Below are 25,605 nucleotides of genomic sequence, written 5' to 3'. Positions count from 1 at the left end.
ATTTAATACTAAATCGGCGAACCTGGTGGGGTTTTGATGGCTTTAAAGCTACCTAACCATTTACCTGAAATTAAAAAGTGCTGTACTTGCTCAGACAAATAATGCTTAAACGCACTATCGCCTTTACTAACATCATTAAATAATCCGCTCTGCGTATAATCAGCCACCAGCTGCGCTAGATAAAAACGCAGCTGTGCCTGAACCTCTGGGTCTAATTTATCACTCAAGCTTAATTCAGCCAATTTCTTAGCCGTTAAATACTGCACACGCTGTGCTAGTTTCTCGCTCATTGCGGTGTCTGAACGATGGTCAAATACATATCCATATGTCTGACTCAGTAGGTCATCTAAGCTAAACGCTGCTGATGTTCTTGCTCCTTGCTGCGCAACACGATTTAACCTCTGAGTATTAAATAACAAATTAAGTGTATGGTTCACTGATACTTCAGGTAATGCCATAGCATCAAATGTTAAACCGGTACGTCCATAAACACTTTCTCGTGTTTTAGACTCCCCATAAGCTTTGGGGGGTAACAACGCCAAAATTGATTCTGGTATTTGCAGTGTCTTTACATCAAGGGTTGCCAACATCGCCTTTAGTGCCTGTTGTTGCTGTGCTTTTGCAACAACTTGTGCCCCTTTTATGGGATGTTCACCACGTATTTCGTAATCATAATCAACGCCGCCAATCAATTTAACCGCTGACTCAACTTGAAAACGATGAAATAAATATAATGGCACTAACTTTTCTTCCAATTGTGATAGCGCTTCACCCGTTTGCAAATTATTAATCCCAAACGTGCTCAAAGCTTGGCTACGCACATCTAACACCCTTAATAACTCTAAAGATGGATCATTACCATTATCCCAAAGATGCGCTGTCGGGTGAGCACCGCCTTTCGCTCGCGCATCTCTATCAGAAATAAACTCCAATCCTTGGGTGCGATTTTCAGCCAAAATGGCTTTCAACCCTTGTGCTTCATTAGTCGCTGTGAAGTCACTGTACCCATACTTTATAACTTGCTTATCCCATGCCCCCATGCCTTTTGCATAGCCCTGAGTAATATCCAACTTACCTTCGTTATTAAAGCTCACTAACGGATGTGGATAGTCCATTACTGACGCCCTATCTTTAATCGATGCCGAAAAGTTATGTGCAATACCTAAAGTATGCCCTATTTCGTGTGCACTTAGCTGACGAATACGGTCAAGTGCCATGGCATGTAAACGCTCAGTTACTTCATCGCCCTTAACAAAAGGTGCAGCTAATGCTTGAGCAATTAAAATATCTTGTCGAACACGCAAAGAACCCAGCGTAACGTGTCCTTTAATAATTTCACCGGTTCTCGGATCTATGACTGACGCTCCGTAAGACCAGCCTCGTGTTGCTCTATGCACCCATTGAATAACGTTATAACGAATATCCATAGGATCGGCATTTTCTGGTAATATCTCTACTCGAAATGCATTTTTGTATCCTGCAGCAATAAACGCATCATTCCACCATGTTGCGCCATCTAATAATGCGGTTTTCACAGGCTCTGGCACACCTGGATCAAGGTAGTAAATAATAGGTTTTATTGGTTCACTCACCGCAGCCATAGGATCTTTTTTTGCTAAACGATGACGCGGAATATATCTTACATACATCGACTCCCCCAGCGGAGCAGAGTAATCTTTATGCTCAATACTCCAATACCCTGACTGCGGATGAAATTGACGAGGTGTGTAATTGCTATCAGGCAACTTTACCAAAGAATGGTGCTGATGGACCGTGATTGCATATGGGTCTGCACTGACTTGACGTACAAATTCACCCGGTTTATTGCCTTTAAATGTCAATAAAGCTTCTAATTCGGTATTATCAACAAATGCTTTTGAACGTGGCATAAATACGGCACTTCGTCCGCTATCTAAACTGAAGTTCCCTTGCTTACGTGCTGCAAGGGTGCGACTTACCCCGTGTACATCACTTAAAAGATAAGGGGTATAGTCGACCAATACACTGTCATCATCTTCAGCAACCACTTTAAAGCCATGGAGTATGCTCGATGCAAATGCTTCTTTCACACTTTGTTGTTCTGCTGCATTGTCTGAACTGGCTTGATAATACGAATTTAAAGCACGTAACATCACTTTATTTCCGAAACGTTCAAATTGCACCATATACGTGCCGCCTAGCTGACCTCGGTCTAAACCAATGTCATTTGAGCCAACACCGTATGGCAAGCTGTGCTGTAATAGGAATGGCTGTTTAAGTTTATCAATGTCTAAGTAAATTTTGCCACTGTTGTTATCGGCAAAAAACGTATAATAGCCAGGAAAATGATTAAGTTTATCGGTAAACTCATCAATAGACTTAATTGCTGCGTGCGCTTGAGTTATCATAGCGCCTAGCAAGGTGCAGAGAATATAAGGTAGTAACCTAAATTTTTGCATATTCTTACCTTTGTTATTAGTGGTTTTAATGGTCATCATGAGCCAAGTATATAAAATTGTATACAAAGTTCAGCCATTTTAAGACGAAATTCAGCGCGGTTGCTGTTATCTCTCACATTAATTAACTGCAACCAAAACGTTATCAGGATCCAAAACTATGCGTAGACTGCCCCCAGTGTTAATTGAAGATGGTTGTTCTAGAGAATTACTTTCACTTATTCGTACTATTTTAGCTGCATGTAAAGAAATTTCATTTCGTGTTGGTCAAGGCGCACTGTCTGGCGTACTGGGCTCAACATTAGATGAAAATATTCAAGGTGAAACACAAAAGAAACTTGATGTGTTATCAAACCAACTTCTAAAAGACATTCTACTTGAATCAGGTTACGTTAAGGCGATTGCTTCTGAGGAAGAAGATTATACCGTTGCCGGAAACCCTGATGCAGACTATATCGTGGCTTTCGATCCACTTGATGGCTCATCCAATACCGATATCAATTCATTGGTTGGCACTATTTTTTCAATAATGGTTGCCCCAAAAGATTCTGATCCCGCGGATCCTGCTATTTTTATGCAACCGGGTCACCAACAAGTGGCTGCTGGATATGTCTTATATGGGCCCTGTACCACATTGGCACTGACGATTGGTAAAGGCACGCGTATTTTTACACTTGATAAAACACATGGCAGTTTCTTACTTACTGAAGAGTTTGCGCGTATTCCTGAAGAAACTCAGGAATACGCTATTAACGCCTCGAATCAGCGCCATTGGCAGCCAGCCATGCAGTGCTATATCAATGATTTACAAGCAGGAAGTGCGGGGCCACGCGCAAAAAACTTTAACATGCGCTGGATTGCGGCAATGGTAGGTGATGTACATCGCGTGTTATGTCGTGGTGGCCTATTTACCTACCCTGCCGATACTAAAAACCCAGAAAAGCCCTATAAACTGCGTTTACTTTATGAGGCAAACCCGATGGCTATGCTTGTAGAGCAAGCTGGCGGCGTTGCTCATACAGGTGAAAAACGTATTATGGATATCGAACCGGATGCTATCCACCAACGCGTAGCTGTGATCTTAGGGTCGAAAAATGAAGTAGAAACCTGTTTAAGTTACCACAAGTAAATTATTCAGTTAAATAAGAAAAATAGCGGCTCTTGCTGCTATTTTTCACAGGCCGCAGACTCGCGAATTAATTGCAACCACGTCTCAAGCGCAATCGAACGTCCAACCAGTGCTATTTTTGGCAATCCCCATGCGTGTTCAATCCAATCACAAATGCTTTTCTCTAGCGTTGCTTCTAACTCTAAACACCCTGCATCCAACCAATAATACAGCTCACAATCGAAATCGTCACAGCGGCTCGCATCTAAATAAACACTACCAATGCATTGGTTATTACTTACGGAAAAGACACTAAATGCAAATGCAATTTGCTCTTTAAATTCCTGATGATGCTGGGCAAGTGAAGCACGATTTTCCTCAAGAGTCATGTCGGCTTTAGGCCAATCCATAATGCCTTTAAAGAAGGTGCTCAAGCGCGTTTGATTACGCATAACAACCGCATAGTCAACCTCCGCAACACTAGGCTCTAAAATCACGAGCTTAAACTGGTTATCTTGATAACCATTGAAAATAATTTTTGGTGTCAACACATTCACTTAAAGCCCTTATTTTTGCTTTTACTTGCTATTCTATCAATGTCTGCAGCGTACGTACTTTCTCTAACGTTAATGATCCCATTTGCTCTGGGTTCGCTAGCGCATACAATGCCCCTTCAATTTGACGATGATCTATATCGCCCCTTATCTCTAACAAGCCAGCCCACAATTCTAACTCATCAATAGCAATATCCAACGATAGAACACGTTGTAAAACATAAGCTAAATCCTCACGAGTTAACGTATAAACAACTTTATCTTGCGCAAAGTGTATTAACGCCGAATAAGCGCTTTCTTGCTGCTCTGTAAAACGTACAACGGCAGTAAGTGCATCTAGGTGGGAGAGAGAGTTAACCATAAGTTCCTGTATCTATTAAATCTGTTGTGCAATTTAGCCACATATTGAGCAAAGCATATATTTGCTCAATAACACCTGCCTTCTCAAAGTTATGGTAGTATCTGTGCCTCTTTAAGCATTTTATCTATATGGGTCAAGTTTATGCACTGTGATGACTGCCAACAAGTTTTATCTTGCACCACAGATGAAAAATGCTGGTGTATGACGCTACCAAACATTATGCCTCTACAATCAGATAAAAACTGCTTCTGCCGCAGCTGCTTAATCAAAAATACACGTAATTATATTGAAAATATGGCAAATCAACCTATTCAGCAGCAACTCAAGCTTGCACAACAGCACGCCTCTTCCAACTCCTTTTTAGAGGGGCTTGACTACGATATAGAAAATGGCTTGATGGTCATGACCCGATGGGCACATTTAAAGCGCGGTAAATGTTGTGGTAATGGCTGTCGACATTGTCCATTTTCAAAAGCTTAGTGCGGTTATATCATCGTTAATCACTTTGATTTACTCTCCACTTTCACACCTAATGGGCAATTCGTTACAAAATTGCATACTTCCCCATTCATTCCATGAACCATCATATACTCCCAGCTTAGTATAACCGCATTCATCTGCTGCCAACGCCAATATACAAGCGGTTATCCCAGAACCACAGCTAAATTGTAAAGCTTTCCCTTCACACCCTAGCAACCTGAATAGCGCCTGCAGCTCCCCTATGGAACGTAATAAGCCTCGTTCAGTTAATAATGCGTTATAGTGTAAATTTTTACTATTGGGGATATGACCACTGCGCATACCTGTTCGCGGCTCTTGTTCACAGCCCGAAAAACGCAATGGGCTTCGTGCATCTAACAACAGACTAGACTCGTCTAAAATCGTTCTAAGCACTTCATAACGTTCAATAAACTGCCAACCATCAGCTCCTTGGATAACGGTAAAGTTACCCATTGAGTTAGGCGTACTGTGTTGCTGTTGAACTGGAAAACCATGGAGTAGCCACTCTGGCAATCCGCCATCCATTATAAATACGTGTTCGAACCCCATACTCTTGAGCATCCACCAGCCTCTCGCAGCTGAAAAAAGCCCAGAATCATCATAAAGTACCACCGTATCATTTTGATTCACGCCTAATTGGCGCATGTGTGACTGGAACTGTTTCGCATTACACATCATATTTGATAATTGCGTTTTTGGATCTGATAGTGCATCACTAATATCAAAGCGACCAGCACCTCGCACAACGGCACAAGGCTTGTAAGGGCCTGCCATTCCTGGCTTCACTATCCCAGCATCAAACACAGATACTTTATTTAGATTCTCTGCAACCCAACTACAACTTTTCACATTTTTCATAAGGGCTCTATGTTATAATTTAACTTCAGATATCACGTACTCTAGTACTAAGCCGAATAAAAACAGTAATACACTTTACCCATTGCTATGAAAATAATAAATAACAAAAAAATTATTGGTCCAATATTAATCGTATTACCCAAATTTATTGGGGATGTCATTAATACGCTGCCTGCATTAGAATTATTGAGTAAACTGTATCCCAAGCAAAGCATTTGTGTACTAGCACGTCCCTACTTATGTGAATTATTAAAAAAAACCACCATATCCAACCTCCAAATTATTGAAGACAAGCGTGATGCCGCTTTTCAAAAGCAATCTTTATTGAGCTTGGCCAAATATCTAAAATCTTATAATTTTTCACTGGCAATACTGTTTAGAGGCTCATTACGAGAAGCTATTTTATGTAGATTAGCGCGTATAAAACTCACCGTCGGATATGCACAAAACTTGCGCTCAGGGCTACTGAGTCACGCGCTTAAACTCAACCCATGCCATCACTATATTCATAGATACTGTCGATTAGTCAACGATACTCATGGTCAGCCTTTTAATGATTACTCTCTACCCACATTAGTACCGAGCCCATTAGAAAAGGCCCTGCCTTCAAACTCACTCTTAAAAATCGGACTCTATTTTGGTGGTGAGAACAAAGGCAGTCGTCACTACCCCATTGGGTTATCTCAGCAAATACTCACTCAGTATGCCGATCAGTTTCCGTGTCACTTTTATCTCTTTGGTGATAAAACCGAAAGCAAAGATAATGCACGCTTACAACAACGTTGTACTGATAAGAATATACAGCTGACAGACCTAAGTGGTGCCACGACTTTACCCGTACTTATCGATTATATTGCGGTCATGGATTTAATGATTAGCATCGATTCCGGCCCGATGCATATGGCTTGTGCTGTTAATACCCCCTGTGTCGCGCTTGTCGGTTTCGGCACATCAGCCTGGTCCTCTGTAGAACCCAAAAACAACGCCTTCAAAGTAATTAGAAATACGAGTAAGAGTCTAATCGAAGCCAATATCATCACGTCAATTACACCAAAAAGCGTGGTGATTGCCGGCAAAAAACTGCTAGAGCGCTAACATTCCCAAACACGCATAGTTTTTGGTATTATGCTTAAAACTTCTTTTACTTATACTGATATGTCATTACCTATATTTGTTATCAATATGAAGAACAGCGTTGAACGCTGGCAGAAAACGTATAACCGACTCCAGACCTTAGGTCTTGAATGTCAGAGATTTGAAGCCACTGTTGGCAAGTCACTCGATGAAACAGAAACCTCAAATTGGTATGATCCCACCGCCAATTTAAAAAAGCATCATAGAAATATGACCCCCGGAGAGATTGGCTGCTATGTCAGTCATATGAGAATTTGGCAACATATGGCTGCACACAATATTACTGCTGCTATTGTCTTAGAGGACGATTTAATCATTGAAGATCACTTAAAAGAAACGATTGAGCAAGTGGGTGAATTAGAAAGCTGGGATATGATAAAACTCTCAGACAATCGTGCAAACCCCTTTATTGAAAGTGCATCTTTATCTAAATCACTGACACTCGGCAGCTACCTTAAAGTGCCCAATGGTACACAGGGCTATGCAGTGAGTTTATCTGGTGCTAAAAAGTTATTGCAGAGAAAGCCTTTTTTCAGGCCTGTCGATGTTGATATTCAGTTCCATAGTGAAGTAGAGCTAAATTTAGTGGGTATTAAGCCTTACCCTATCAGTGAAGATCTCTCTTTTGAGAGCGAAATAGCCAATAGCAACTCCGGCACACATTCCAACCAAAGTACATTTTTGCGAAACTTAAAACACCGCTTTGCCATGTATTTACAGCGCAAACACGCCTCAGGCGATATCAAACGCATAATCAAATCTTAATTATTTCGCTACGTAGAGGCGCCATTCTTGCTAATATTTGGTTCTGTAGCACATGAGAAACACCTGCTTCATTCATTGCTGTAATAAGTAGCTCAACGACTATGTTAAAGTCTCGAGTGGTAATATCCATACCTGTGTGTATTTGCACCATAGAATCCCCAGTATATTTGCATGGGCCATCCAACAATGCACACATATGCTGGATAAAACCAGTACGAAAGTGCATAACATTGGCCTCTTTAAAATACTGAATGATTGTTGGGTGTCTTCCTATTTCATTGATAAATGAGTCGATAATTCGCTCAATAGTAGGTTCACCACCGAGCTGATGGTACAAACTGACGTTCGCTTTAGACGTAACACACGCATTTAACAATATCACAATGCAAAGCAGCCCTGTAACACGACCAAATAACCTCCCCATCAAAAGTTACCTGCTAAAGACAAGTACAAACCCTCTTGTGATGGCACTCCTGCAATCGACCCCAAATCTAACCACGCAGCTGTCACGTTCAGTGATTTCATAGGAAACCACCCAATAAATAAATTACGCCAGTGAGATTCGCCAAGTCCTAAATTGTGTGGTTTTTCTCTAAATTCAAACCCCAAAGCAAGCTGTGGAGCAACAAAAACAGCGGAGCTCATTTCAATATGCCAGCGCTTTGAAGCATATTTTCCACCAAAACCAAGCAACCCAATCTGATTTGCTTGTGTGTATCGCGCAGTGATATTCCAAAACCAATTGCGCCCATACAATGCGCCAAGGTGCAGTTTACTGGCTGAAAAATAAACGTCATTTCCTTGGCTAGCATCTGCGCCTAACGCACGAGCAATCGCACTATCACCTAATGACTTGTGCATCAGCCCCACACTCAACTGTGGCCAGTCACTATAAATTACATCACCATATAAACGTATTTTTGCCCCGAGTACCGATTGCTCAATCACACGATTAGACACCGCGACCGTAAAATTTTGTTCTGCGACACTTAGTTCAAGACGATCAAAAAAATTAACTTGTGCACCACAAACGTCTAATTGATAGTCTTGTAATTTAGCCCCACTGCAAAACGCACCCAAACTCCATTCGTCTTCTGTTGCATATCCTGATAATTGAGCCCATGGCACAATGCCGCCACCGCCACTCCCTTCTAATTGAGAAACACCTGGCGTTGCTAACAGCTTTCCTCCAGCATATAACATAGAGTGATACATCAAACATGCAATAACTACAACCCAGAAGCTAGCCCACTTCATGGTATCGACCTAGCCAATCAGAAAAGTCCGTTGCGGTCAGTGGTCTGCTTAAATGATAACCTTGTGCATAATCACACTGCATGTCTTGCAATAAAGTAAGTGATGGTTGATTTTCCACCCCTTCAGCTACCACACAAAATCCAAGCTGATGGCCAAGTGTGATTGTCGAATGAACAATACATTGGTCTTGGTGCGATTCATCTAACTTTAAAATAAAAACTTTATCTAATTTTAACTCATCTATTGGCAGCATTTTTAAACGGCCTAATGACGTTTGCCCGACGCCATAATCATCTAAAGAAATCATCACACCGAGTGCTTTCAATGCTTTTAGTACCGCAATACCTTTTGCTTCATTTTCAATCATATCGCGCTCAGTCAACTCAACGGTAATTAACTGTGCTGGTACATTATTGTCAAGAAGCACTTGTTTTAAATGTGGTAGAAATCCGTCATCTGCAATATCTTGTGCCGACACATTAATGGCCGCTTTCATCGTCAACCCTTCAGATAACCAGTTACTTACCTGCTTAACTACCGTTGCCACAACCCACTGTGTCAATTCAACAATAAGTCCTGACTGTTCAGCTAAATCAATAAATAATTCAGGAGACACCCAGTCACCGTTAGTTCTTTTCCAGCGTATCAATGACTCAACTTTGTCTATTTGCTGATTGATTAAATTCAGCTTCGGTTGATAAGTCATAAATAATTGGCCATCGTCTGCAACCAATGCCTGTTTTAACTCATCTATAATTTGCAAACGCTCTAAATGCTCTTCATCTTCCCCATCTTGGTAGTAATAAATCTCTTCACCCGTTTGCGCTGCCGTGTCTACCGCAATTAACGCTCTACGAATTAAATCATCCGGTGTTTGCGCCTGCGCAGGGTAACACACAACCCCTACACTAAAGCGTAATGTAATGTCTAAACCTTGAATGGTATAAGAGCTTGTCAATGATTGCAGCAATTGGCTTACGCATGCTTGCTTAGTACTATCCGGCTTTGCTGCTAGCACGGTTAAAAACTCATCGCCTCCTAAACGTGCATTAAAGCCATTCAATGATTCTGTCGCTGTTTTCATTCGCTCAGCAACCGCTTGAATACAACTGTCCCCAACTCTTGGGCCCAACTTATCATTGATATGGCGCAAACCTTTAATATCAATCGCCACCAAATAAAATTGCTGTGACGCCGATAAATGCTTACTGAGCAAATCGAGTGCCGCACTGCGATTATAAAACCCGGTTAAATTATCATGACGAGCTTGAAAGCGAATTTGCTTCTCACGAGTTTGAATATCCTCCCCCATCTCGTGAAACGCATCAACCAGCTCACAAATTTCTTTACTGGGTCTCGTCTCGGTTAATGATGCTAAATAATTGCCCTGAGCAAACTGTTTGGCCATCACGGTGAGCTGTTGAAGCGGGGTCGTCAGATTATTCGCCAATATGCCACTGGTAATGAAACCAATTAAGATTGTGCCACAAGATAAGAAAATAATGGTCAGCACTAATTGATCAAACTCGTGATAATGGCGACTCAGGTCGGCACTCAATACAACACTAATAGGATTATTCGATAAGGCAGCTAAGGGCACCTCGGCACTGATAAATACAGGATGCTCTTTAAACCAGCGATTAATTCTCTGGCCATGAATATAACCTAGTAAATCCTGCTCCGCAGGATGTTCAATAATCGAGCTTGCCTTTAGTCCACTCCCATGCCCAATAAAGCTCATTTCCATGCCTGTTAGCTCTTTCAACTCCAAAGCCACTTTTTCGTCAATGGCAAACCCAACAATACTAAATGCAATGGTCCTAGGCGCTTTGATAGGTAAAATAATTGCTTGATAAAGCTTGCCGCTGATCACAATGAAAGTAGAGCGCTCACCATTCGCTAACAAATCCTTCATCAATTCTCGGCTATCATCTGGTAGCACAATATCAGTTTGATTTGCTGAAATGAGCTTTCCTCGTACATCCAATAACAGCATTAAGTCAGCATCAATTCGCTGACTATGGTTGAATAACACACTGCTGATTGTATCTGCGTCTCGCGTTGCAACCGCTTGCTTAAACCCAAAATCCGCGGTAAGTACCGTTGCAGCTGTTACCAATAAGCGCTCTTTTGCTTTTAAATACTGTTGGTATACATTCTGTGCAACTTTTATATCTTGCTGAACTCGCCGCTCATTAAAATGGCTAGTTGACCACCAGAAGCTGACTAAACTCGCCATCGAAGTTAGTAACACTAACCCCACACACAATAAAATAATTCGATTCTTTAGACTAGTGCCCATGATGTTCCTTAAATACTTCACCAAAGGTGTTGCGAGGCAAAGGTGCTAACGTTGTTATTATAGTTATTTGTTGCTGTTTTCGCGCTGACCATTGATGCTGTTCACGCTGATTAATATCACCTACTTGTGTCTCATGCCATACTGTATAATCTTGCGTAAAGTCAGGTAATTCAACCAATCCTTTGTCATTACTGATATATACATGAGGGTGGTTAGCTACATATATATAGCCAACCATTGAATCATGAATATTGCAACCTAGCACAACAATCCCACTTTGTTCAAAAATGATGGGCTTTTTAGGAGTGCCAGCATACAATTTTAATTCAAATGACTTCGCTTGCGAGAAAGAATAGACATGATGACGGATATCGTCACTGTTTGGAAAGCGCACTGATTGCCCTTTAGAGATTGCCAATAACCGTGGCGCAAAGCGTTTGCCTACTTGATCCATTACAGCAACCTCTGATGGCACAACTTTTATCATATCACCATCAAGCAGTTCAACAACAACGCCTGAAAGCGGTTTATGATACTGATCTGTTAGCAGCAGTGTTTTCGCCAATAGCGCCTGCGGGCTCAAACAGCACAATATACATAAAATTATAAAAGTACGAATAACAAACATGAAAGGCGGACCTTGCCATCAAATTTTTACTTTAATTACTCTAAGTAAAAGTGACAGCCAGTCTAATTGCAAGGTATTTGCGAGATAACCCCCAATAAACAACATAAAGTGCTGTTTATTGGGCGAATAATATACTCTATGAAGAATAAATGTTTAGATAATTAATCCATAGTCAGTATCAAGAATCGCAATGACTTCTGCACGAGGGTCTGCTGGTATCTTTAACGGTCGCCCAACAATTTTACTCGCAATGCCCACATAGGTATCAGACACCGACATCATTACCTCTACTGGCAGTTTGTAGCCATGTGCGAGCGCTTCTCGCTCAGTCATACGATCTTTATTAAGCAGCACATCGCTGTCTGGCACGTTATTGATCAATAACTGTCGGAACCCTTCTTTTGAGTTTTCAACAATTTTACCATCACGGTACGCCGAGCCATCCCAAATTCGGCTTGAATCTGGAGTACCTACCTCGTCGATATAAATCAACTTTTGGCTGCCATCTTGCTGCTCTACATAACCAAATTCAAATTTGGTATCTACAAAGATTTGATCGAGCTTGGCCAACTCATCACTAATAAGCGCGAAACCTTCGCTAAGTAGTTGCTCATATTTAGCAACATCTTGCTCAGAGTTAAAATTGAATGCAGCTAAATTATCAGTAATATTTTTGCGGGTAATATTCACATCATCAACGGCTGGTACATCAGCAATACCGGTAATGATCCCTTTCGTTGAAGGGGTGATCAAAACATCGTCTAACTTTTGATTCGCTTCTAAACCTTCAGGTAAATCAATACCACAGAAATTACGGACACCTTTGCTATAGTCGCGCCACATGCTACCAGTAATGTATTGCCGAGCGATTGCTTCTACTTTCACTGTACTGGCTTTTCTCACAATCCACACATATGGGTGTGGAATATCAACAATATGATTGCCAGCAAGACCGGCATCATCAAATAGCTTAAACCAATGCGCTGCCACACTGTTTAACGCAATACCTTTACCTGGTACACCATTCAAACCATTCTCACCTTGCCAAATACAGTCAAAAGCTGAGATACGATCTGAAATAACCATAATCGCTAATTCAGTTCCATGGGGGACATCATACTGTTTATCTGTAATTAAACGGGCACTGTCTTCATCAGTTAACCAATACACTGAGCGTACCTTGCCACTATGTACAGCACCTTTAGTGCGAATTGGCAGATCATCATTTATGTCTAAAACTTTGTAGCTACTCATTATTACTCCAAGGCCGGATGCACCTTGCTAAAGGGCACAAAAATATGAGGGGGTTAGGAGGCGCTATAATAAGCTTTTGGGGCTTAAATCACAATCTATAGCCGCAAAGTTCGTACGAAAAGACAGCCACTCGCCAGAATTCCCTCATGTTGGTGTTTCATCGCCAAAAGCCGGCGATTAAACCAAACTCAGTGTTGCTAAGACGAAAACTGTAATATTATCTCATTGACATTAGCCCGCTTGGTTTCATTATGATCACAATCACAGACCTTATTCATACTTGGCCTACTCAACCTCAACCCACGCTCAACATTCAAGCGTTGCACATAAACAAAGGTGAACGCGTTTTCCTACACGGCCCAAGCGGTTGCGGAAAATCGACGTTGCTCGGGTTGCTAGCAGGTATCAATATGCTGAAATCGGGTCAAATTAAAATATTGAATACTGATTTATCAACTTTAAACAATGCACATCGAGACCGTTTCAGAGCCGATCATATTGGCACTATATTTCAAAGTTTTAATCTGCTTCCGTATCTGAACCCGCTCGAAAATGTGATGTTAGGATGTGAGTTTTCTAAGCTGCGACGCAAGCGTCTAGCTGATAAAAAAACCGATGTTACAACTGAAGCGACTCGGCTGTTAAAGGCACTGGGGTTAAAGGACATAGTGCTAACACAGCACGTGTCAAAACTGAGCATTGGTCAACAACAGCGTGTTGCCGCCGCCCGAGCCTTTATTGGTGAACCTGAACTTATCATTGCCGATGAGCCCACCTCATCACTCGATGCCGACAACCGCCACACCTTCATAGAAACACTATTTAACCAAGCTAAAGATTATCAAGCCACGGTGCTATTTGTTAGTCATGATAATAGCCTAGCTTCCTTATTTGATCGTCAGATCAGTTTGTCTGATATTAATGGGGTATAAAATGACATTGCTTAAACTCGCGATTAAAAGCAGCTTAAACCGTAAAGCCAGTGTTTTTCTCACACTCTGTACCATCGCTATCAGCGTCATGTTGCTGTTAAGCATCGAACGTGCAAGACAAGATGCGAAAAGCAGTTTTAGTAATACGATTTCAGGCACTGATTTAATTGTTGGCGCCCGAACAGGAGATATTCAATTACTGCTATCGAGTGTCTTTCGCATCGGACATACCAACAATGCAGTCTCATGGCAAAGTTATCTCGACATCAGAGAAAAAAAAGGAGTCGCTTGGACCATCCCTATCAGCCTAGGAGACAGTCATAAAGGTCATGCCGTACTCGGCACCGATGCAGCGTACTTCACGCACTATCGCTACGGGAAAAAACAACACTTGGCGTTTCAACACGGTCGACCTTTTCATAATGCCCAAGAGGTGGTGCTTGGCAGTGACGTGGCAAACACGCTGCATTATCATATAGGGCAACAAATTGTCATATCCCATGGCATGGGCAATACCAGTTTTCATCATCATAATGATAACCCAATGACCATTGTCGGTATATTAGCACCAACCGGAACTCCAGTAGATAAAACACTGCATATTCCTTTGATTGCAGTTGAAGCAATGCATGAACAAAATCATAAAAAGCCGATGATGATTGGCAAAAAACCACAACAAAGCAGCCAAGTAGAACATCAATATGGCAACGCACATAATCATGACGAGGGTGACGACAAACCTCATGATAATCACGACCACCTTCATGCTACTCTAGACTCAGAGCCAAGTGATTTAATTGGAACACCGCAACAAATAACCGCTTTTTTAATGGGCTTCGACTCCCCCTTATATACCCTACAAGTCAGACGTAATATTAATATGTATAAAGCCGAGCCTTTGCTGGCTATCATGCCTGGCCTCACACTCCGAGAACTATGGGAAATGCTCGATATTGTAGAAAAGATCCTACTGTTATTCTCTATCGTGGTGGTACTCGTGAGCTTATTGGGTATGTTAACGACATTACTTGCTACACTCAGTCAGCGCCGCAGAGAGTTGGCTATTTTACGCTCAGTAGGTGCTCGTCCAGCTCACATCTTTGCTTTAATGAGTAGTGAAGCCATTCTTATTACGTTTGTTGGTTGTCTCGTTGGCTGTATCTTATTTTATGCACTCTTGATTGTTGCAAATCCAATATTACAAAGCCAATTTGGTATTGGTTTAACCATAGGCTGGCTGACAAACTATGAACTCACACTTTTAGGCGCTATTATGGCCGCAGGAACATTAATGGGGTTGCTCCCCGCCGCCAGAGCCTATTTTTATTCATTGGCTGATGGCATGAGTATAAAAATTTAGGAGCACAATAAGTACTATGAGATTTTTGACGTTAATACTGTTCACTTTACTCAGCTTTTTAGGGTATGCAGCCGCCCCAAAAGAAATTTTTTGGGAAGACTTAATCCCTAAAGGACATGTACAAATCAGCAACCAAGATGCTGCCAGTCATGATGGCGCAGACCAAAACTGGGTGCAACCTGATCTAAACGCTCCGGTCGTAAAAAGTTTAGATGGCCAATCAGTAAGCTTACCTGGTTTCGTTGTGCCGCTTGAAGGCGACAGTGAGATCATTACTGAGTTCTTGTTAGTACCCTACTTTGGTGCTTGTATTCATGTGCCTCCACCGCCACCGAATCAAATAGTGCATGTGAAAATTAAAAATGGCGTCCCTATTGATAGCCTTTATGATGCCATTACAGTTACTGGCATAATTAAAGTAGAAACATGGAAAGGTGAATTAGCGCAAACAGGTTATACCATGCAGGCTGTGGGTGTGGCCCCTTTTCAGCTATAAACGCAGCACGTAATAAACAACTCAATAATAAGTGCAGTAAGCATACCGTTTTACTGCACCACTTTCTTATGCTGGACGGGTGATTTTAAAAACTTCTCCTAAACTTGCATACCCACCACCGCCTAAGCGCGCAATAGGATCTAACGCTAGCGCATCGACTTTACTACGCCCTTTGTGGTCAGTTTCAACTATATCATCATCGATATACGCATGAGTCACCTGTACAAACATCAACTTCATGGGCAATTCTCCCATTTCAACCACTTTATGCAGTTTACACGCAAATGCAACTTTACATTGCGCGACCCTTGGCAAAGTTGATCCGGCAAAGTCGGTGAGCGTCAAATCCAATGTATCCAGTTCAGACTGATCGTTCGGTAAAGTTGCTGCTGATAAAGTCACTTCATCTGCTAGGCGACTATCTGCAATATGAATCACCAGCTCTTCTGTTGCTTCAACATTTAGCGCCGAGTCTTTATATTCGCCACAAGGTTTTACCCCTACCGCATACATCAACACTGCTGGATCGGAGCTTACCGCCGTAAAGTACGAAAATGGTGCTAAGTTTAATGTGCCTTGGGTATTTTCAGATAACACCCATGCAACAGGACGAGGCACCACAGTTTGCGTTAACGTATGGTATACCTTATTTGGAGACAAACTATCAAAATCAAGGATCATAAAACACTCTTACTTAAAATTAAAAACTAAAATCATTAATTCATTACTTTTCAAAAATTAAGTCGCAAATCCTTCTGGCATCGTCGTTTGATGGCCATTCACGGATAATTTTTGAATGACCTTCTCTTCATTTGGGTAGGCTTCAATCAGCGCGTCGGCAATCCCTGCAGTAAAGCAACTCCCCGTGAAGCCTGGTGCCATTGTACAGCCAAATAACGCATACTGGCCGCCCTCGACCAAACATCCTCCCTGCCAAACCCCCGCAGGTATCAAGTACTGACAAACCTGACCATTGGTAAAGTCAGTGCCGAGCACGACTTGCTCCGAATCTCCATTCTGGTATAGAAGCGTCAATTCTAGCGGATCACCACCATAAAAATGCCATACCTCATCGAAGGTCAATTTATGAAAACAGGATACACTGGTTAAGCTATCACAGTACAAGCCTATCATCGCAGTACCCACTGGTTCACCGTGCGTATTGTTACTGCTGGAACGCCATGTACTTTTAAAAAGTGTACTTTCGACAGGTAATCGTTCAAAACGATAATGTCGTAATACCGCCATTATTTCCGGCGTTATAGGTTGATGTTTAAAATGCACTAAGTCACACACATCAACAATCGCATCTGTGTTTAACGCCCCATAAATATGGGGGAAAAGGGCAGGTGAAGACATTGTGGTACTTGGTGCTTCATAACGTAACGGTGAGTTGATTAAACCCACATCAACAACCAACACAGACAAGGCTAAGTGATTATCAAAAAAACGCGATACCACTTCAGCAACTTGGTGATACTCACAAGCATGGATAAATCCTTCACTGTTTAATGATGCGGGTACATAATTTAATTCAGAAGTAATCGATGTAACATCGGCTGTAGGAACAATAATAAATATCGCACTCGTATCAGTCATCTCTGTTCTCAGATAAAAATAACAAAGCACGTATCATGGCATCATAACCCTTTATAGAACATCCTTATTTCTAAAAAGCAATAATTTAGGTGACTTTATCTAGAGGCTGTTGATTTTTGCAGTTCTATTTTTGTTCTCTTTGAGCATGCTTTTATCGCGGCGCTTAATATGTGGCCAAGTAATCTAAGCGAATATTAAGCAACAAAGAGAAAGGGCTGCTCAAAAAAACCGGTAGGCAGCGCTTGATTGGCTTTTCTACTGTGTTATCGGCTGACTCACATGGCATAACCATGCTATGCAGCCTCCATCTTGTATGAAATCCAATCAAATTGTTGTAAAAATGAACCTAACAGATCAACAGCCCCTAATATCAATCAAATCATTAACTTACTTATTGCCCTTACCTGAGTAATAAATCACCACAGGCTCAGAGTAGTTCGGCGCATGATCGTAACTAAATACACCATAATACTTACTCAAATCGGCATTACCAAAATTATCCAGTGTATACGTATCTGGCCCGCCATATAGCTTGACGCCATCAAAAGGAGAACGCGGCGGATGAAAGCGATTTCTGACCACAAAGCAACCCACTAAATCGCCGCTATCTGGATTATCCCAAGTTAACTTAACAACCCCATTCTCATTGTGTGTTTGTAAATTAGTGGGGGAAGGCAGCGGCTCATTACGACGTTCAATATACTGAATATTCAATGTCGTCGCTTGCTCTGCGTGGCAATCAGCCCAATTTATTAAAGCATTGCTCGCTTGTGATTCTGCGGTTGCGCGAATAATAAAGTAATAAGGAGAATTTGCCTTATGCAATCGCGCCAGCTCTTGCAGGCTGTAGCTGTCAAAAATAAAGTTATGCGCAGTACGCTCTTTCAGCTGCTCATTACTCACTTCATAGCCTATGTACTCTATTTTTTGTCGCTGCTTTACATGCTTAAAGTCAACATCTTTAAGCTCGACCAATTCAACCGTAAACCGCACATCTTTCGCTGACGACAAACTATTACGGCTATATAAAGTTAAGCAAGCTTGCGTGAACACCGTCTTTAGTGGGTCTAGATGCTGCAAATGCTCAAATGCCAATTGTCCGTACACGATTTCACCTTGACCATCAAATCCAGATGCCAATTTGTCTGCGACTACTTTGTCTTGGTAAATCGTATTACACGCAGACATTGTCAATGCTAAGCGTTGCTCCGGTAACTGATAAATAAGCTCTAAATTAGGTCGATAATGTAAACCACTACCAAATGGACCGTAGCCGATATCAAACTGCATTACTTGTGAATCATTACCTAACGGCAAAGTATCTGGGCCTTGTATCCGTAATAATAGCGTTTTATCCGCTAATAACTTGTTTAAAAGCGTACGTTCTACGCCATTGAATGACCACTTTAGCCAAATTCCTTGCGTCATTTTATCTGATTCAATGGTTTCACCTAACGTATGTAACGGCGTCGCTTCCATCACTTTATCAAAGTCATAAATGTCCTCTATCAAAGAGGCATCTAAAACAGAAATTGACCACTCACCATACTTCTCTATTTTTGTGGCAACACGATTCATCGGGTATAAGAAGAATTGTGCGGTCTCAATACGTGAGCCATCCTCTATCGTACTTAAATCATAAGCGACTACACCTAAACTCACGCCCCGGCCTTTATCCACTCCGATAAACATGGAGTTATATCCAAAATGTTCTTTATTCTTATTACTAAAATTTTGTGATAAATATCCGACATGCTCTCTCGCTGGAAATAATGTACGGCCGCATTGGTGCGAGGCTAATGTGGTTTTCAATCGTAATTCAGGTCTAAAAGGGGATTTTATCTTGGTGACTTTGTCAACTGCGCGAATATTATAAAAATAGAACTGGCCGCTATTGAGTTGTGTATCTACAAACTCAAGTGACTTAGTAATTGCCACCAAATTAGCTTCCGTACACGGACTTTTATTATGCTCACTGCGATATACTTCAAAATATATATCCTCTCGTGCTTCATATTGCCATTGCAGCTCTACGCTGTCATGCGTGACGTGCCCTATGGTAAAGTCACTCACTCGACTTGGCGCCAATGGAGAATAATTAATTGCTTCGCTTAAAGCATATAACACCGCAGGAATATTTTCCGCGACACTTTGTGACATGTTTTTCATGTAATCTGGAATATTGCGCGTACCCACCTCAACAACAGTTGCAATAATCCCTTTACGATAATAATACTCTCGGCCACTCCCATTAATGAGCTGCGCCGGTGGCTTTCCGCGATGAATGCCATATTGTCGCCCTGTCACTTTGCGAATTTCGTTGTTCATGTTCGCGCAAAGCACATTAAGATCAGTGCCTTCAATTTCAACTTCATGGTTAAACTTATGCGCAGGGAAAAATACATTCCCTTGTGAATGGTAATCTAAAGCAATACGAATATTGTCATGTGCTTCTACAAAATCGCGGATGGCACAGGTTTCCGGTTCAGAAAAAGCATGAGGGCCACCATAAGTATTAGTATGGGTATTGTGGTTGCGCATAAATTTTGCGTCGAAGTTACGATTCAGATCAACGCCAAATGTACCATCTCCGTTATTACGACGGTTCTTTCGCCAAAATGAAAAATGGTTACGTGAGTACTCAAAACCATCGGGGTTTAAGCACGGTACCATATATAAAGTATTGCGCGTCAAGGCTGTTTGTAATTTCGGGTTGAAGCGGTAATTATCTATAACATACTCAATAAACTTAATTGCCAATTCATTACCAATCCATTCTCGCGCATGAATTGAACCGGTATAAAGTAAAGCGGGTTTGTCGTCTGCATAAGTGACATCGAGCGATACCGTGACCAACATGATGGGCCTATTTTCCCAAGTGTTTCCGATGCTTTGTAAGCGAATTAAATGTGGGTGCTCACTCATTGCCTGCTGTAAAAAATCAATGGTATCTTGATACGATGCATATTGGATTTTCATAAATATCTCTTTGGCTAAAAAGTTTAAGACAAAAAACCCGTGCTTAATGGCACGGGTGAGCTGTGGCTATTTGCTGCCAGTGAGAAACTATTTTCTGCAGCTTTTTGTCTTTTAGATTTTTAACAACACACAACTGTTCCGGATCGCTATTGAGTACATCCACCACGCCATGGGCGCCAAATGTGTGCATGATGTCATCAATCATTTTTTGACCAATGCCTTTCACTTCAGCGAGTATGGCACGAACTTGTTCCTCGCTATAAACGGGTAAATGTACGTTATTATCATTCGCCGCTTCATCACTGGCAGGTAAGCTTGGTGACTGTTTACCTGTGCTTATTTCTGATGACGTCAGCACAAAATTATCCTGCAGATTCCAAACTTCACTCGGCCACTCTTCTTTGCTCAAGTAACGAGTATCTAAAATAGGATAGTTTTGTTCATCTAAACCATTGAATACTTCTCCACTGTCTTGGCTGGGTGTATAACGAGAAAAGCCTATATGGCGCATGGTTCGTAATAATCGCGTATCAATTTTCCCAAGCTCCTCCCAATTATAAATGGGTATATTTGGCTTGCTAAACCGGCCATCTCCAAGTAACCACATGAGATATTGCCCAATCCAGTCTCGAATATACGGAAATGCAGCAAAAGCAGTGGCACATTCTAAGATACGCAACTTACCATCTTTACCTAGAGCAATATCACATGCCCAATATTCCGCATTCGCCGATTTTGAAGTGCGAATAGCCAACTCTAATACGGCATCCGGTACGCCTTGATAATCCATGCTACCCCCTTGACTGGTATTAGTTAACCATTCACCTTCGGGGGGTCTGCGCCAAAATGCACACACAGGTTTATGGCCAATAAGCATCACTCGAATATCCGCTTCCATCGGCACAAAATCTTGTACATACACAGGGTAATACTTTTTTTCACTCAAAAGCTGCTGGGCTTGTGCTTCACTATCCACTTTATGTACGAAATACCCACCATAGTTAGAAGGCCCATATGAGCGCTTAATGATTTTTGGATAAGTTGCTTTCGCTAAAAATGCTTGCGCTTTTTCTGGTATATAAAAAATTTCGGTATGTGGGGTTGGCAAATCATATTTACGACAAAAGTGGGTCACATTTTCTTTCGATTTATTTGAGAACTGACTGTCAAGCGACGGTAAAAAACGGACATTAGGGAGTGCTCTGGCAATATCTCGAAATGCTTCATAAGCAGTAGCCGGAATATTACCAATGAGTACATCGATTTTTTTCTTTTTAACTTCATTAATAAAGCGCGCTTTATCGTCTCCCCAATGATAAGTCACTTGCTCTATTTTATCCGGCCAACCTTTAAAGTTTGATTTATCAAAAAAGCGTAATACATAATCTAAATACAGTAATCCAATCTTTGGTAGAGGTGTATGTGTTGTCATTATTTAGGCCACCTTGGCTGAGTGAAGTGCGAGTTTGCGTTGTACTGTTTTATCGATAAGGTCGACCATAGCGTCGAGCTTGTTTTGATTAAAATTAATCCCAAGCGCTTCTTGTTCTGGGGTTGCAAATGCTGGGATAGTGTTGATTTCTAGGACGACATACTCTTCTTTTTCACGATCATAAATAAGATCTACACCCGCAATCTCAAGCCCTAATAACTGAGTAGCTTGTATCGCTAAGTCTATGACTTCTTGTCCGGGCTCACGTACAAACACCGAGCCACCACTGGTGATATTAGTTTTCCAATCATCTTTAGGCGCTTTTCGGCCATAGCACCCAACACACTTACCATCGACAATATCAATCCGATAATCGGTATTGTCATAATTAATAAAGCGCTCGACATAAAAGTACCGAAGATCTGTTCGACTCAAAAAGGGCAATAACATATCAAGTGCTTGTTCACCATCTATCTTAACAATACCCACGCCTCCCCACCCATCCGTTGGTTTGTAGACTAACTTACCACCAAAATCTCGAATCGCACCTTTTAAGCCGTCAATATCATTTTTATGGCATAAACGATAATCTGGGGTTGCAACACCATGACTGCTCAGCAAATGGGATGTGCGAAACTTATCTTCTGCAAGTGAAAATGCATTGAAATTATTAAGTGTCGGAATTGCTTGGCTAAGCACTTGATATAAATATAACTGGTATTGAGTTTGCTGCCCGGCGTTATAACTTAAAAAGACATCAAGCTGCTCCATGGCGACACCATTGCATATCACTTCACCACCTTGTGCTCGCGCATCGCGTAAATTTAACCCGGTACTGGTTTGGATCCCTCGCTCTGCCAATGCATGAACTAGTTTTCTCTCGATGGCCGATCCCCCACCATTTTCATACATCCAAATACCCACATGTGGTGCTGTCACTTTTTTCTCCTTGGTAAGCTGTATTGTTTTTAAACTGAACGCTAATTTAAAAGGATCTGTATGACATATTTTTGACCAAAACCGACGGACAAAATTTGTTCATAAAAGCTTCACTGAAATGCAACCCGATATCGCGAGGATCTGCCACAACGAAATTCAGGGAGTTGATAATGACACAGATAAACTTTGATGAATTAGCGAGCCTAATTCGTTGTAATTCTCATAGTAAAAATAAAGTAAATGTAGACTTACATGGGGAGCAAATGATTGAGCTGCTAGGGCCGCTCGGCTTTTCGCTGACACGTTACCAAAGGGAGCATATAGGTGATCATTTATTATTTCATACTCCAAAGAAAACGGGTCGAAAAGTCTTGCTGTTAGGCCATTTAGATACTGTATTTCCCGATGGGACTTTTAATGAGTTTCATCAAGATGACGAGTGGGTGTATGGCCCTGGCGTATGTGATATGAAAGGCGGAAACTTTGTTGCTTTGAATGCGCTGAGACAATTGCGTCAACAATGTGGCCCCCTTTATAACATAGACTTTTTACTCGTCAGCGACGAAGAGATTGGTAGTGATGACAGCAAAGCCTTAACAACCGAGCTCGCCACGCATTATGATGCGTGTTTAGTTTTTGAAGCAGCAGGGAAAAATCATGAAGTTGTGGTTGCTCGCAAAGGCATCGCAACTTTTGATATCTGTATAACAGGCAAAGCGGCGCATGCTGGCAACCATTATAGTGAAGGCATTGATGCCAACTTTGCTTTAGCCAACTTATTACTGGAAATGACCAGTCTCAGCGACTTAAAGCGCGGTAGTACCGTCAACGTTGGGAAGATTTCTGGTGGATTAGGGGCTAACACTATTTCACCGAAAGCCAACATGTTAGTCGAAGCGCGGTTCACATCAAAAACAGAACAACAACGATTACTCAAAGGCATTGAGAATATTTGTTTGGCGGTTGAAATTACGGGCGTAGAAATCGCTATCAATGGCGGTTTACAACGTGGTGTCATGGTACCAAACGACGAGCAGCAGTATCTACTCGAACAAATATCAAAAATTTTAGGCTCCCCACTCGCTGTAGAACATCGTGGTGGCGTCTCCGATGCCAATACAGTCTCCGCTGCTGGCACAGCCACACTAGATGGCTTTGGCCCTTATGGTGATGGTGATCACACCATTCATGAGCGTGCGCTAAAATCAAGTTTTGCACTGCGTATTGAACAAGTCAGTAAAATTCTATCCGCTTGGTGCTTTAATACACCTTTTGAATCCATTAATACCTCTGAGCAGGTGGTGACCTCTTAGATCTAAAACTCACACAGCGCATGCACCATTACTTCTGACACTTATGACAAAAAATGGTGCTTCGCTGACCAAGCCTAATTTCTTGTAATTGGGTATCGCATGTAAAACACGGCTCACCTTTACGTCCATAAACAAGCAGCTGTTGAGCAAAATAACCCGGTTTTCCATCCGTTTGTGAAAAGTCTTTCAGTGTCGTGCCACCTTGCTCAATCGCAGCTGAGAGTGTGTCTTTAATGATTGGGGTTAATGCTTGAAAACGCTTTAACGATACTTTTCCTGCTTCTTTTTTAGGGTGTATTCCTGCTTTAAATAAAGATTCATTCGCATAAATATTGCCTACACCTACCACCACATGGTTATCCATAATAAATTGCTTAATAGGTATTTTTTTACCTCGAGAACGCTCATATAAATGTAGCGCAGTAAACGCCCCCGTTAATGGCTCTGGTCCGAGCTTTGCAAATAATGTATGGCTTGTACCTAGTGCCTGCCATAAGCATGCACCAAAACGCCGCGCATCATTTAATCTTAACGCCTTACCATTCTCAAAGTGAATTTCCACATGATCATGCTTTTTCAATGGCTCCTCGATAGGTACTATCCGCAAATGTCCAGACATACCTAAATGTAAAATGACGCTACCGACCGCCGTATCTAATAACAAATATTTGGCTCTGCGCCGTACATTCTCAATCTTCAAATTAACAATGGTCGTTACATCATCGGGTATCGGCCATCGCAGGCTTGGGTTATGAATAAGCACTTGTGTTACCGTTTGATCTTGAACGTGTGGGTGTATGCCTAAACGGCTCACTTCTACTTCTGGTAATTCAGGCATAAAATACTCTGTAATAATTAATTCGCAAATCCCGTGTTTTCAGACTTGCCAATTTCTAAAGGTAAAAATAATTGCGGTACTAATTCCATCGGCACCGATAACCAGAGGTGCTGCTGTTTATCAAATAAGTAGTACTGCTCATTATCCAAATATAGTTGATAACTTAACGGTAATTCTTGCCCGGCTAGCCAAAACCGTGCAACTGTTATGGCTTTATCTGCACTTAACCTTATGTCGACAACTTCTAGCTGCAATGATAACCATAAGTTTACCAAAGACTGCATTTTCTCTGGCTTTGCTTGCCAAGGTCCATCTATACGCCACGACGTTCCTATACGCTCAATTTTATAACCTGGAAACGCTAACGTCAGTACAAAGCTTTGCGCTGGTAACAAGGCTTTTGGCCCGGAAACCTGACTCTCTGGAGCCAATTTATGGTGTACACCATTGAGAAAAAAAATCATCAAAAGCATCGAGAAAATCACAACGTTATTCCACGCTTTACGACTTAAGCCCATAGCAGTTTCCTTCATAAATATAGCTCGCAGTGTAGCTACATT

The 25,605-nt window shown here is 41.6% G+C and carries 24 protein-coding genes; 8 read left to right on the top strand and 16 right to left on the bottom strand.

Annotated features, from left to right (window positions below; translation table 11 throughout):
* Positions 1 to 8: 8 nt before the first annotated feature.
* Positions 9 to 2,438: a zinc-dependent metalloprotease gene (locus J8L97_RS04485; protein WP_211048038.1), complete on the bottom strand. Its 2,430-nt coding sequence runs from the start codon at positions 2,436 to 2,438 to the stop codon at positions 9 to 11.
* A gap of 157 nt (positions 2,439 to 2,595) precedes the next feature.
* On the opposite strand from J8L97_RS04485, the gene J8L97_RS04480 reads away from it, so the two are divergent.
* The gene (locus J8L97_RS04480) at positions 2,596 to 3,564 is read left to right on the top strand and encodes a class 1 fructose-bisphosphatase (RefSeq protein WP_211048037.1); all 969 of its coding nucleotides are present in this window, start codon (positions 2,596 to 2,598) and stop codon (positions 3,562 to 3,564) included.
* Between the two features lie 38 nt (positions 3,565 to 3,602).
* Here the strand turns inward: J8L97_RS04480 and J8L97_RS04475 are convergent, their stop codons facing one another.
* Positions 3,603 to 4,100: a hypothetical protein gene (locus tag J8L97_RS04475; RefSeq protein ID WP_211048036.1), complete on the bottom strand. Its 498-nt coding sequence runs from the start codon at positions 4,098 to 4,100 to the stop codon at positions 3,603 to 3,605.
* A gap of 28 nt (positions 4,101 to 4,128) precedes the next feature.
* Positions 4,129 to 4,458, bottom strand: coding sequence for a hypothetical protein (locus J8L97_RS04470; protein ID WP_211048035.1), 330 nt, complete (start codon positions 4,456 to 4,458; stop codon positions 4,129 to 4,131).
* Positions 4,459 to 4,659: 201 nt separating this feature from the next.
* Here J8L97_RS04470 and J8L97_RS04465 point away from each other — a divergent pair, with 201 nt between their 5' ends.
* On the top strand, positions 4,660 to 4,938 hold the full coding sequence (locus J8L97_RS04465; protein ID WP_211048034.1) for a DUF5522 domain-containing protein: 279 nt from the start codon (positions 4,660 to 4,662) through the stop codon (positions 4,936 to 4,938).
* Positions 4,939 to 4,968: 30 nt separating this feature from the next.
* Here J8L97_RS04465 and J8L97_RS04460 read toward each other — a convergent pair whose 3' ends face one another.
* A complete protein-coding gene (locus tag J8L97_RS04460) occupies positions 4,969 to 5,817 on the bottom strand; it encodes a sulfurtransferase (RefSeq protein ID WP_211048033.1) in 849 nt (282 codons plus the stop codon).
* 87 nt (positions 5,818 to 5,904) lie between these two features.
* On the opposite strand from J8L97_RS04460, the gene J8L97_RS04455 reads away from it, so the two are divergent.
* Positions 5,905 to 6,912, top strand: a complete 1,008-nt coding sequence (locus tag J8L97_RS04455) for a glycosyltransferase family 9 protein (protein ID WP_211048032.1) — start codon at positions 5,905 to 5,907, stop codon at positions 6,910 to 6,912.
* Positions 6,913 to 6,942: 30 nt separating this feature from the next.
* Positions 6,943 to 7,716, top strand: a complete 774-nt coding sequence (locus tag J8L97_RS04450) for a glycosyltransferase family 25 protein (protein ID WP_247688529.1) — start codon at positions 6,943 to 6,945, stop codon at positions 7,714 to 7,716.
* On the opposite strand, the gene J8L97_RS04445 is transcribed toward J8L97_RS04450, so the two are convergent.
* From J8L97_RS04445 to J8L97_RS04425, 5 genes are all read right to left on the bottom strand, one after another.
* Positions 7,706 to 8,140: a group 1 truncated hemoglobin gene (locus J8L97_RS04445; RefSeq protein WP_211048031.1), complete on the bottom strand. Its 435-nt coding sequence runs from the start codon at positions 8,138 to 8,140 to the stop codon at positions 7,706 to 7,708. The two genes, J8L97_RS04450 and J8L97_RS04445, sit on opposite strands and share 11 nt — an antisense overlap.
* On the bottom strand, positions 8,140 to 8,973 hold the full coding sequence (locus tag J8L97_RS04440; RefSeq protein ID WP_211048030.1) for a DUF3034 family protein: 834 nt from the start codon (positions 8,971 to 8,973) through the stop codon (positions 8,140 to 8,142). The genes J8L97_RS04445 and J8L97_RS04440 overlap by 1 nt, the downstream gene beginning before the upstream one ends.
* The gene (locus tag J8L97_RS04435; protein WP_210996522.1) at positions 8,960 to 11,275 is read right to left on the bottom strand and encodes an EAL domain-containing protein; all 2,316 of its coding nucleotides are present in this window, start codon (positions 11,273 to 11,275) and stop codon (positions 8,960 to 8,962) included. The genes J8L97_RS04440 and J8L97_RS04435 overlap by 14 nt, the downstream gene beginning before the upstream one ends.
* Positions 11,265 to 11,840, bottom strand: coding sequence for a methylamine utilization protein (locus tag J8L97_RS04430; protein WP_247688528.1), 576 nt, complete (start codon positions 11,838 to 11,840; stop codon positions 11,265 to 11,267). The genes J8L97_RS04435 and J8L97_RS04430 overlap by 11 nt, the downstream gene beginning before the upstream one ends.
* Before the next feature lie 216 nt (positions 11,841 to 12,056).
* Positions 12,057 to 13,157, bottom strand: coding sequence for a phosphoribosylaminoimidazolesuccinocarboxamide synthase (locus tag J8L97_RS04425; RefSeq protein ID WP_211048029.1), 1,101 nt, complete (start codon positions 13,155 to 13,157; stop codon positions 12,057 to 12,059).
* 251 nt (positions 13,158 to 13,408) lie between these two features.
* Here J8L97_RS04425 and J8L97_RS04420 point away from each other — a divergent pair, with 251 nt between their 5' ends.
* The 3 genes from J8L97_RS04420 to J8L97_RS04410 are packed head-to-tail and all read left to right on the top strand — an operon-like array spanning position 13,409 to position 15,945.
* A complete protein-coding gene (locus tag J8L97_RS04420) occupies positions 13,409 to 14,089 on the top strand; it encodes an ABC transporter ATP-binding protein (RefSeq protein WP_211048028.1) in 681 nt (226 codons plus the stop codon).
* Between the two features lies 1 nt (position 14,090).
* The gene (locus J8L97_RS04415; RefSeq protein WP_211048027.1) at positions 14,091 to 15,449 is read left to right on the top strand and encodes an FtsX-like permease family protein; all 1,359 of its coding nucleotides are present in this window, start codon (positions 14,091 to 14,093) and stop codon (positions 15,447 to 15,449) included.
* A gap of 16 nt (positions 15,450 to 15,465) precedes the next feature.
* Positions 15,466 to 15,945, top strand: coding sequence for a DUF3299 domain-containing protein (locus tag J8L97_RS04410; RefSeq protein WP_211048026.1), 480 nt, complete (start codon positions 15,466 to 15,468; stop codon positions 15,943 to 15,945).
* A gap of 66 nt (positions 15,946 to 16,011) precedes the next feature.
* Here the strand turns inward: J8L97_RS04410 and J8L97_RS04405 are convergent, their stop codons facing one another.
* The 5 genes from J8L97_RS04405 to J8L97_RS04385 form a co-directional block, all read right to left on the bottom strand.
* Positions 16,012 to 16,626, bottom strand: coding sequence for a flavin reductase family protein (locus J8L97_RS04405; protein ID WP_211048025.1), 615 nt, complete (start codon positions 16,624 to 16,626; stop codon positions 16,012 to 16,014).
* A gap of 57 nt (positions 16,627 to 16,683) precedes the next feature.
* Positions 16,684 to 17,544 (bottom strand): cupin domain-containing protein, encoded by an 861-nt coding sequence (locus J8L97_RS04400; protein WP_211048024.1) that lies wholly within the window; start codon positions 17,542 to 17,544, stop codon positions 16,684 to 16,686.
* 387 nt (positions 17,545 to 17,931) lie between these two features.
* The gene (locus tag J8L97_RS04395; RefSeq protein WP_211048023.1) at positions 17,932 to 20,523 is read right to left on the bottom strand and encodes a M14 family zinc carboxypeptidase; all 2,592 of its coding nucleotides are present in this window, start codon (positions 20,521 to 20,523) and stop codon (positions 17,932 to 17,934) included.
* Between the two features lie 43 nt (positions 20,524 to 20,566).
* Positions 20,567 to 21,955: a RimK family alpha-L-glutamate ligase gene (locus tag J8L97_RS04390; protein ID WP_211048022.1), complete on the bottom strand. Its 1,389-nt coding sequence runs from the start codon at positions 21,953 to 21,955 to the stop codon at positions 20,567 to 20,569.
* Between the two features lie 3 nt (positions 21,956 to 21,958).
* Entirely contained in the window at positions 21,959 to 22,894 is a 936-nt protein-coding gene (locus J8L97_RS04385; RefSeq protein WP_192505876.1) for a RimK family alpha-L-glutamate ligase, read from the bottom strand.
* Between the two features lie 170 nt (positions 22,895 to 23,064).
* Here J8L97_RS04385 and J8L97_RS04380 point away from each other — a divergent pair, with 170 nt between their 5' ends.
* Positions 23,065 to 24,207, top strand: a complete 1,143-nt coding sequence (locus J8L97_RS04380; RefSeq protein ID WP_211048021.1) for a M20 family metallopeptidase — start codon at positions 23,065 to 23,067, stop codon at positions 24,205 to 24,207.
* Between the two features lie 28 nt (positions 24,208 to 24,235).
* Here J8L97_RS04380 and mutM read toward each other — a convergent pair whose 3' ends face one another.
* Both mutM and J8L97_RS04370 read right to left on the bottom strand, forming a co-directional pair.
* Positions 24,236 to 25,045, bottom strand: coding sequence for a bifunctional DNA-formamidopyrimidine glycosylase/DNA-(apurinic or apyrimidinic site) lyase (gene mutM / locus J8L97_RS04375; RefSeq protein ID WP_210996511.1), 810 nt, complete (start codon positions 25,043 to 25,045; stop codon positions 24,236 to 24,238).
* Positions 25,046 to 25,062: 17 nt separating this feature from the next.
* On the bottom strand, positions 25,063 to 25,563 hold the full coding sequence (locus J8L97_RS04370; RefSeq protein ID WP_192506072.1) for a hypothetical protein: 501 nt from the start codon (positions 25,561 to 25,563) through the stop codon (positions 25,063 to 25,065).
* Between the last annotated feature and the right edge of the window lie 42 nt (positions 25,564 to 25,605).

Source organism: Pseudoalteromonas sp. MMG012 (assembly GCF_018100875.1).
GTDB lineage: Bacteria > Pseudomonadota > Gammaproteobacteria > Enterobacterales > Alteromonadaceae > Pseudoalteromonas > Pseudoalteromonas aurantia.
The sequence above is the reverse complement of the archived record's forward strand: the minus strand, read 5'-3'. Positions and strand labels throughout refer to the sequence as shown.

What these genes read in the sequence shown, in the direction of transcription:
- J8L97_RS04485 (WP_211048038.1), bottom strand. Translation starts at nt 2,438, where the DNA reads ATGCAAAAATTTAGGTTACTACCTTATATTCTCTGCACCTTGCTAGGC.
- J8L97_RS04480 (WP_211048037.1), top strand. Translation starts at nt 2,596, where the DNA reads ATGCGTAGACTGCCCCCAGTGTTAATTGAAGATGGTTGTTCTAGAGAA.
- J8L97_RS04470 (WP_211048035.1), bottom strand. Translation starts at nt 4,458, where the DNA reads ATGGTTAACTCTCTCTCCCACCTAGATGCACTTACTGCCGTTGTACGT.
- J8L97_RS04465 (WP_211048034.1), top strand. Translation starts at nt 4,660, where the DNA reads ATGACGCTACCAAACATTATGCCTCTACAATCAGATAAAAACTGCTTC.
- J8L97_RS04460 (WP_211048033.1), bottom strand. Translation starts at nt 5,817, where the DNA reads ATGAAAAATGTGAAAAGTTGTAGTTGGGTTGCAGAGAATCTAAATAAA.
- J8L97_RS04455 (WP_211048032.1), top strand. Translation starts at nt 5,905, where the DNA reads ATGAAAATAATAAATAACAAAAAAATTATTGGTCCAATATTAATCGTA.
- J8L97_RS04450 (WP_247688529.1), top strand. Translation starts at nt 6,943, where the DNA reads ATGCTTAAAACTTCTTTTACTTATACTGATATGTCATTACCTATATTT.
- J8L97_RS04445 (WP_211048031.1), bottom strand. Translation starts at nt 8,140, where the DNA reads ATGGGGAGGTTATTTGGTCGTGTTACAGGGCTGCTTTGCATTGTGATA.
- J8L97_RS04440 (WP_211048030.1), bottom strand. Translation starts at nt 8,973, where the DNA reads ATGAAGTGGGCTAGCTTCTGGGTTGTAGTTATTGCATGTTTGATGTAT.
- J8L97_RS04435 (WP_210996522.1), bottom strand. Translation starts at nt 11,275, where the DNA reads ATGGGCACTAGTCTAAAGAATCGAATTATTTTATTGTGTGTGGGGTTA.
- J8L97_RS04425 (WP_211048029.1), bottom strand. Translation starts at nt 13,157, where the DNA reads ATGAGTAGCTACAAAGTTTTAGACATAAATGATGATCTGCCAATTCGC.
- J8L97_RS04420 (WP_211048028.1), top strand. Translation starts at nt 13,409, where the DNA reads ATGATCACAATCACAGACCTTATTCATACTTGGCCTACTCAACCTCAA.
- J8L97_RS04415 (WP_211048027.1), top strand. Translation starts at nt 14,091, where the DNA reads ATGACATTGCTTAAACTCGCGATTAAAAGCAGCTTAAACCGTAAAGCC.
- J8L97_RS04410 (WP_211048026.1), top strand. Translation starts at nt 15,466, where the DNA reads ATGAGATTTTTGACGTTAATACTGTTCACTTTACTCAGCTTTTTAGGG.
- J8L97_RS04405 (WP_211048025.1), bottom strand. Translation starts at nt 16,626, where the DNA reads ATGATCCTTGATTTTGATAGTTTGTCTCCAAATAAGGTATACCATACG.
- J8L97_RS04400 (WP_211048024.1), bottom strand. Translation starts at nt 17,544, where the DNA reads ATGACTGATACGAGTGCGATATTTATTATTGTTCCTACAGCCGATGTT.
- J8L97_RS04395 (WP_211048023.1), bottom strand. Translation starts at nt 20,523, where the DNA reads ATGAAAATCCAATATGCATCGTATCAAGATACCATTGATTTTTTACAG.
- J8L97_RS04390 (WP_211048022.1), bottom strand. Translation starts at nt 21,955, where the DNA reads ATGACAACACATACACCTCTACCAAAGATTGGATTACTGTATTTAGAT.
- J8L97_RS04380 (WP_211048021.1), top strand. Translation starts at nt 23,065, where the DNA reads ATGACACAGATAAACTTTGATGAATTAGCGAGCCTAATTCGTTGTAAT.
- mutM (WP_210996511.1), bottom strand. Translation starts at nt 25,045, where the DNA reads ATGCCTGAATTACCAGAAGTAGAAGTGAGCCGTTTAGGCATACACCCA.
- J8L97_RS04370 (WP_192506072.1), bottom strand. Translation starts at nt 25,563, where the DNA reads ATGGGCTTAAGTCGTAAAGCGTGGAATAACGTTGTGATTTTCTCGATG.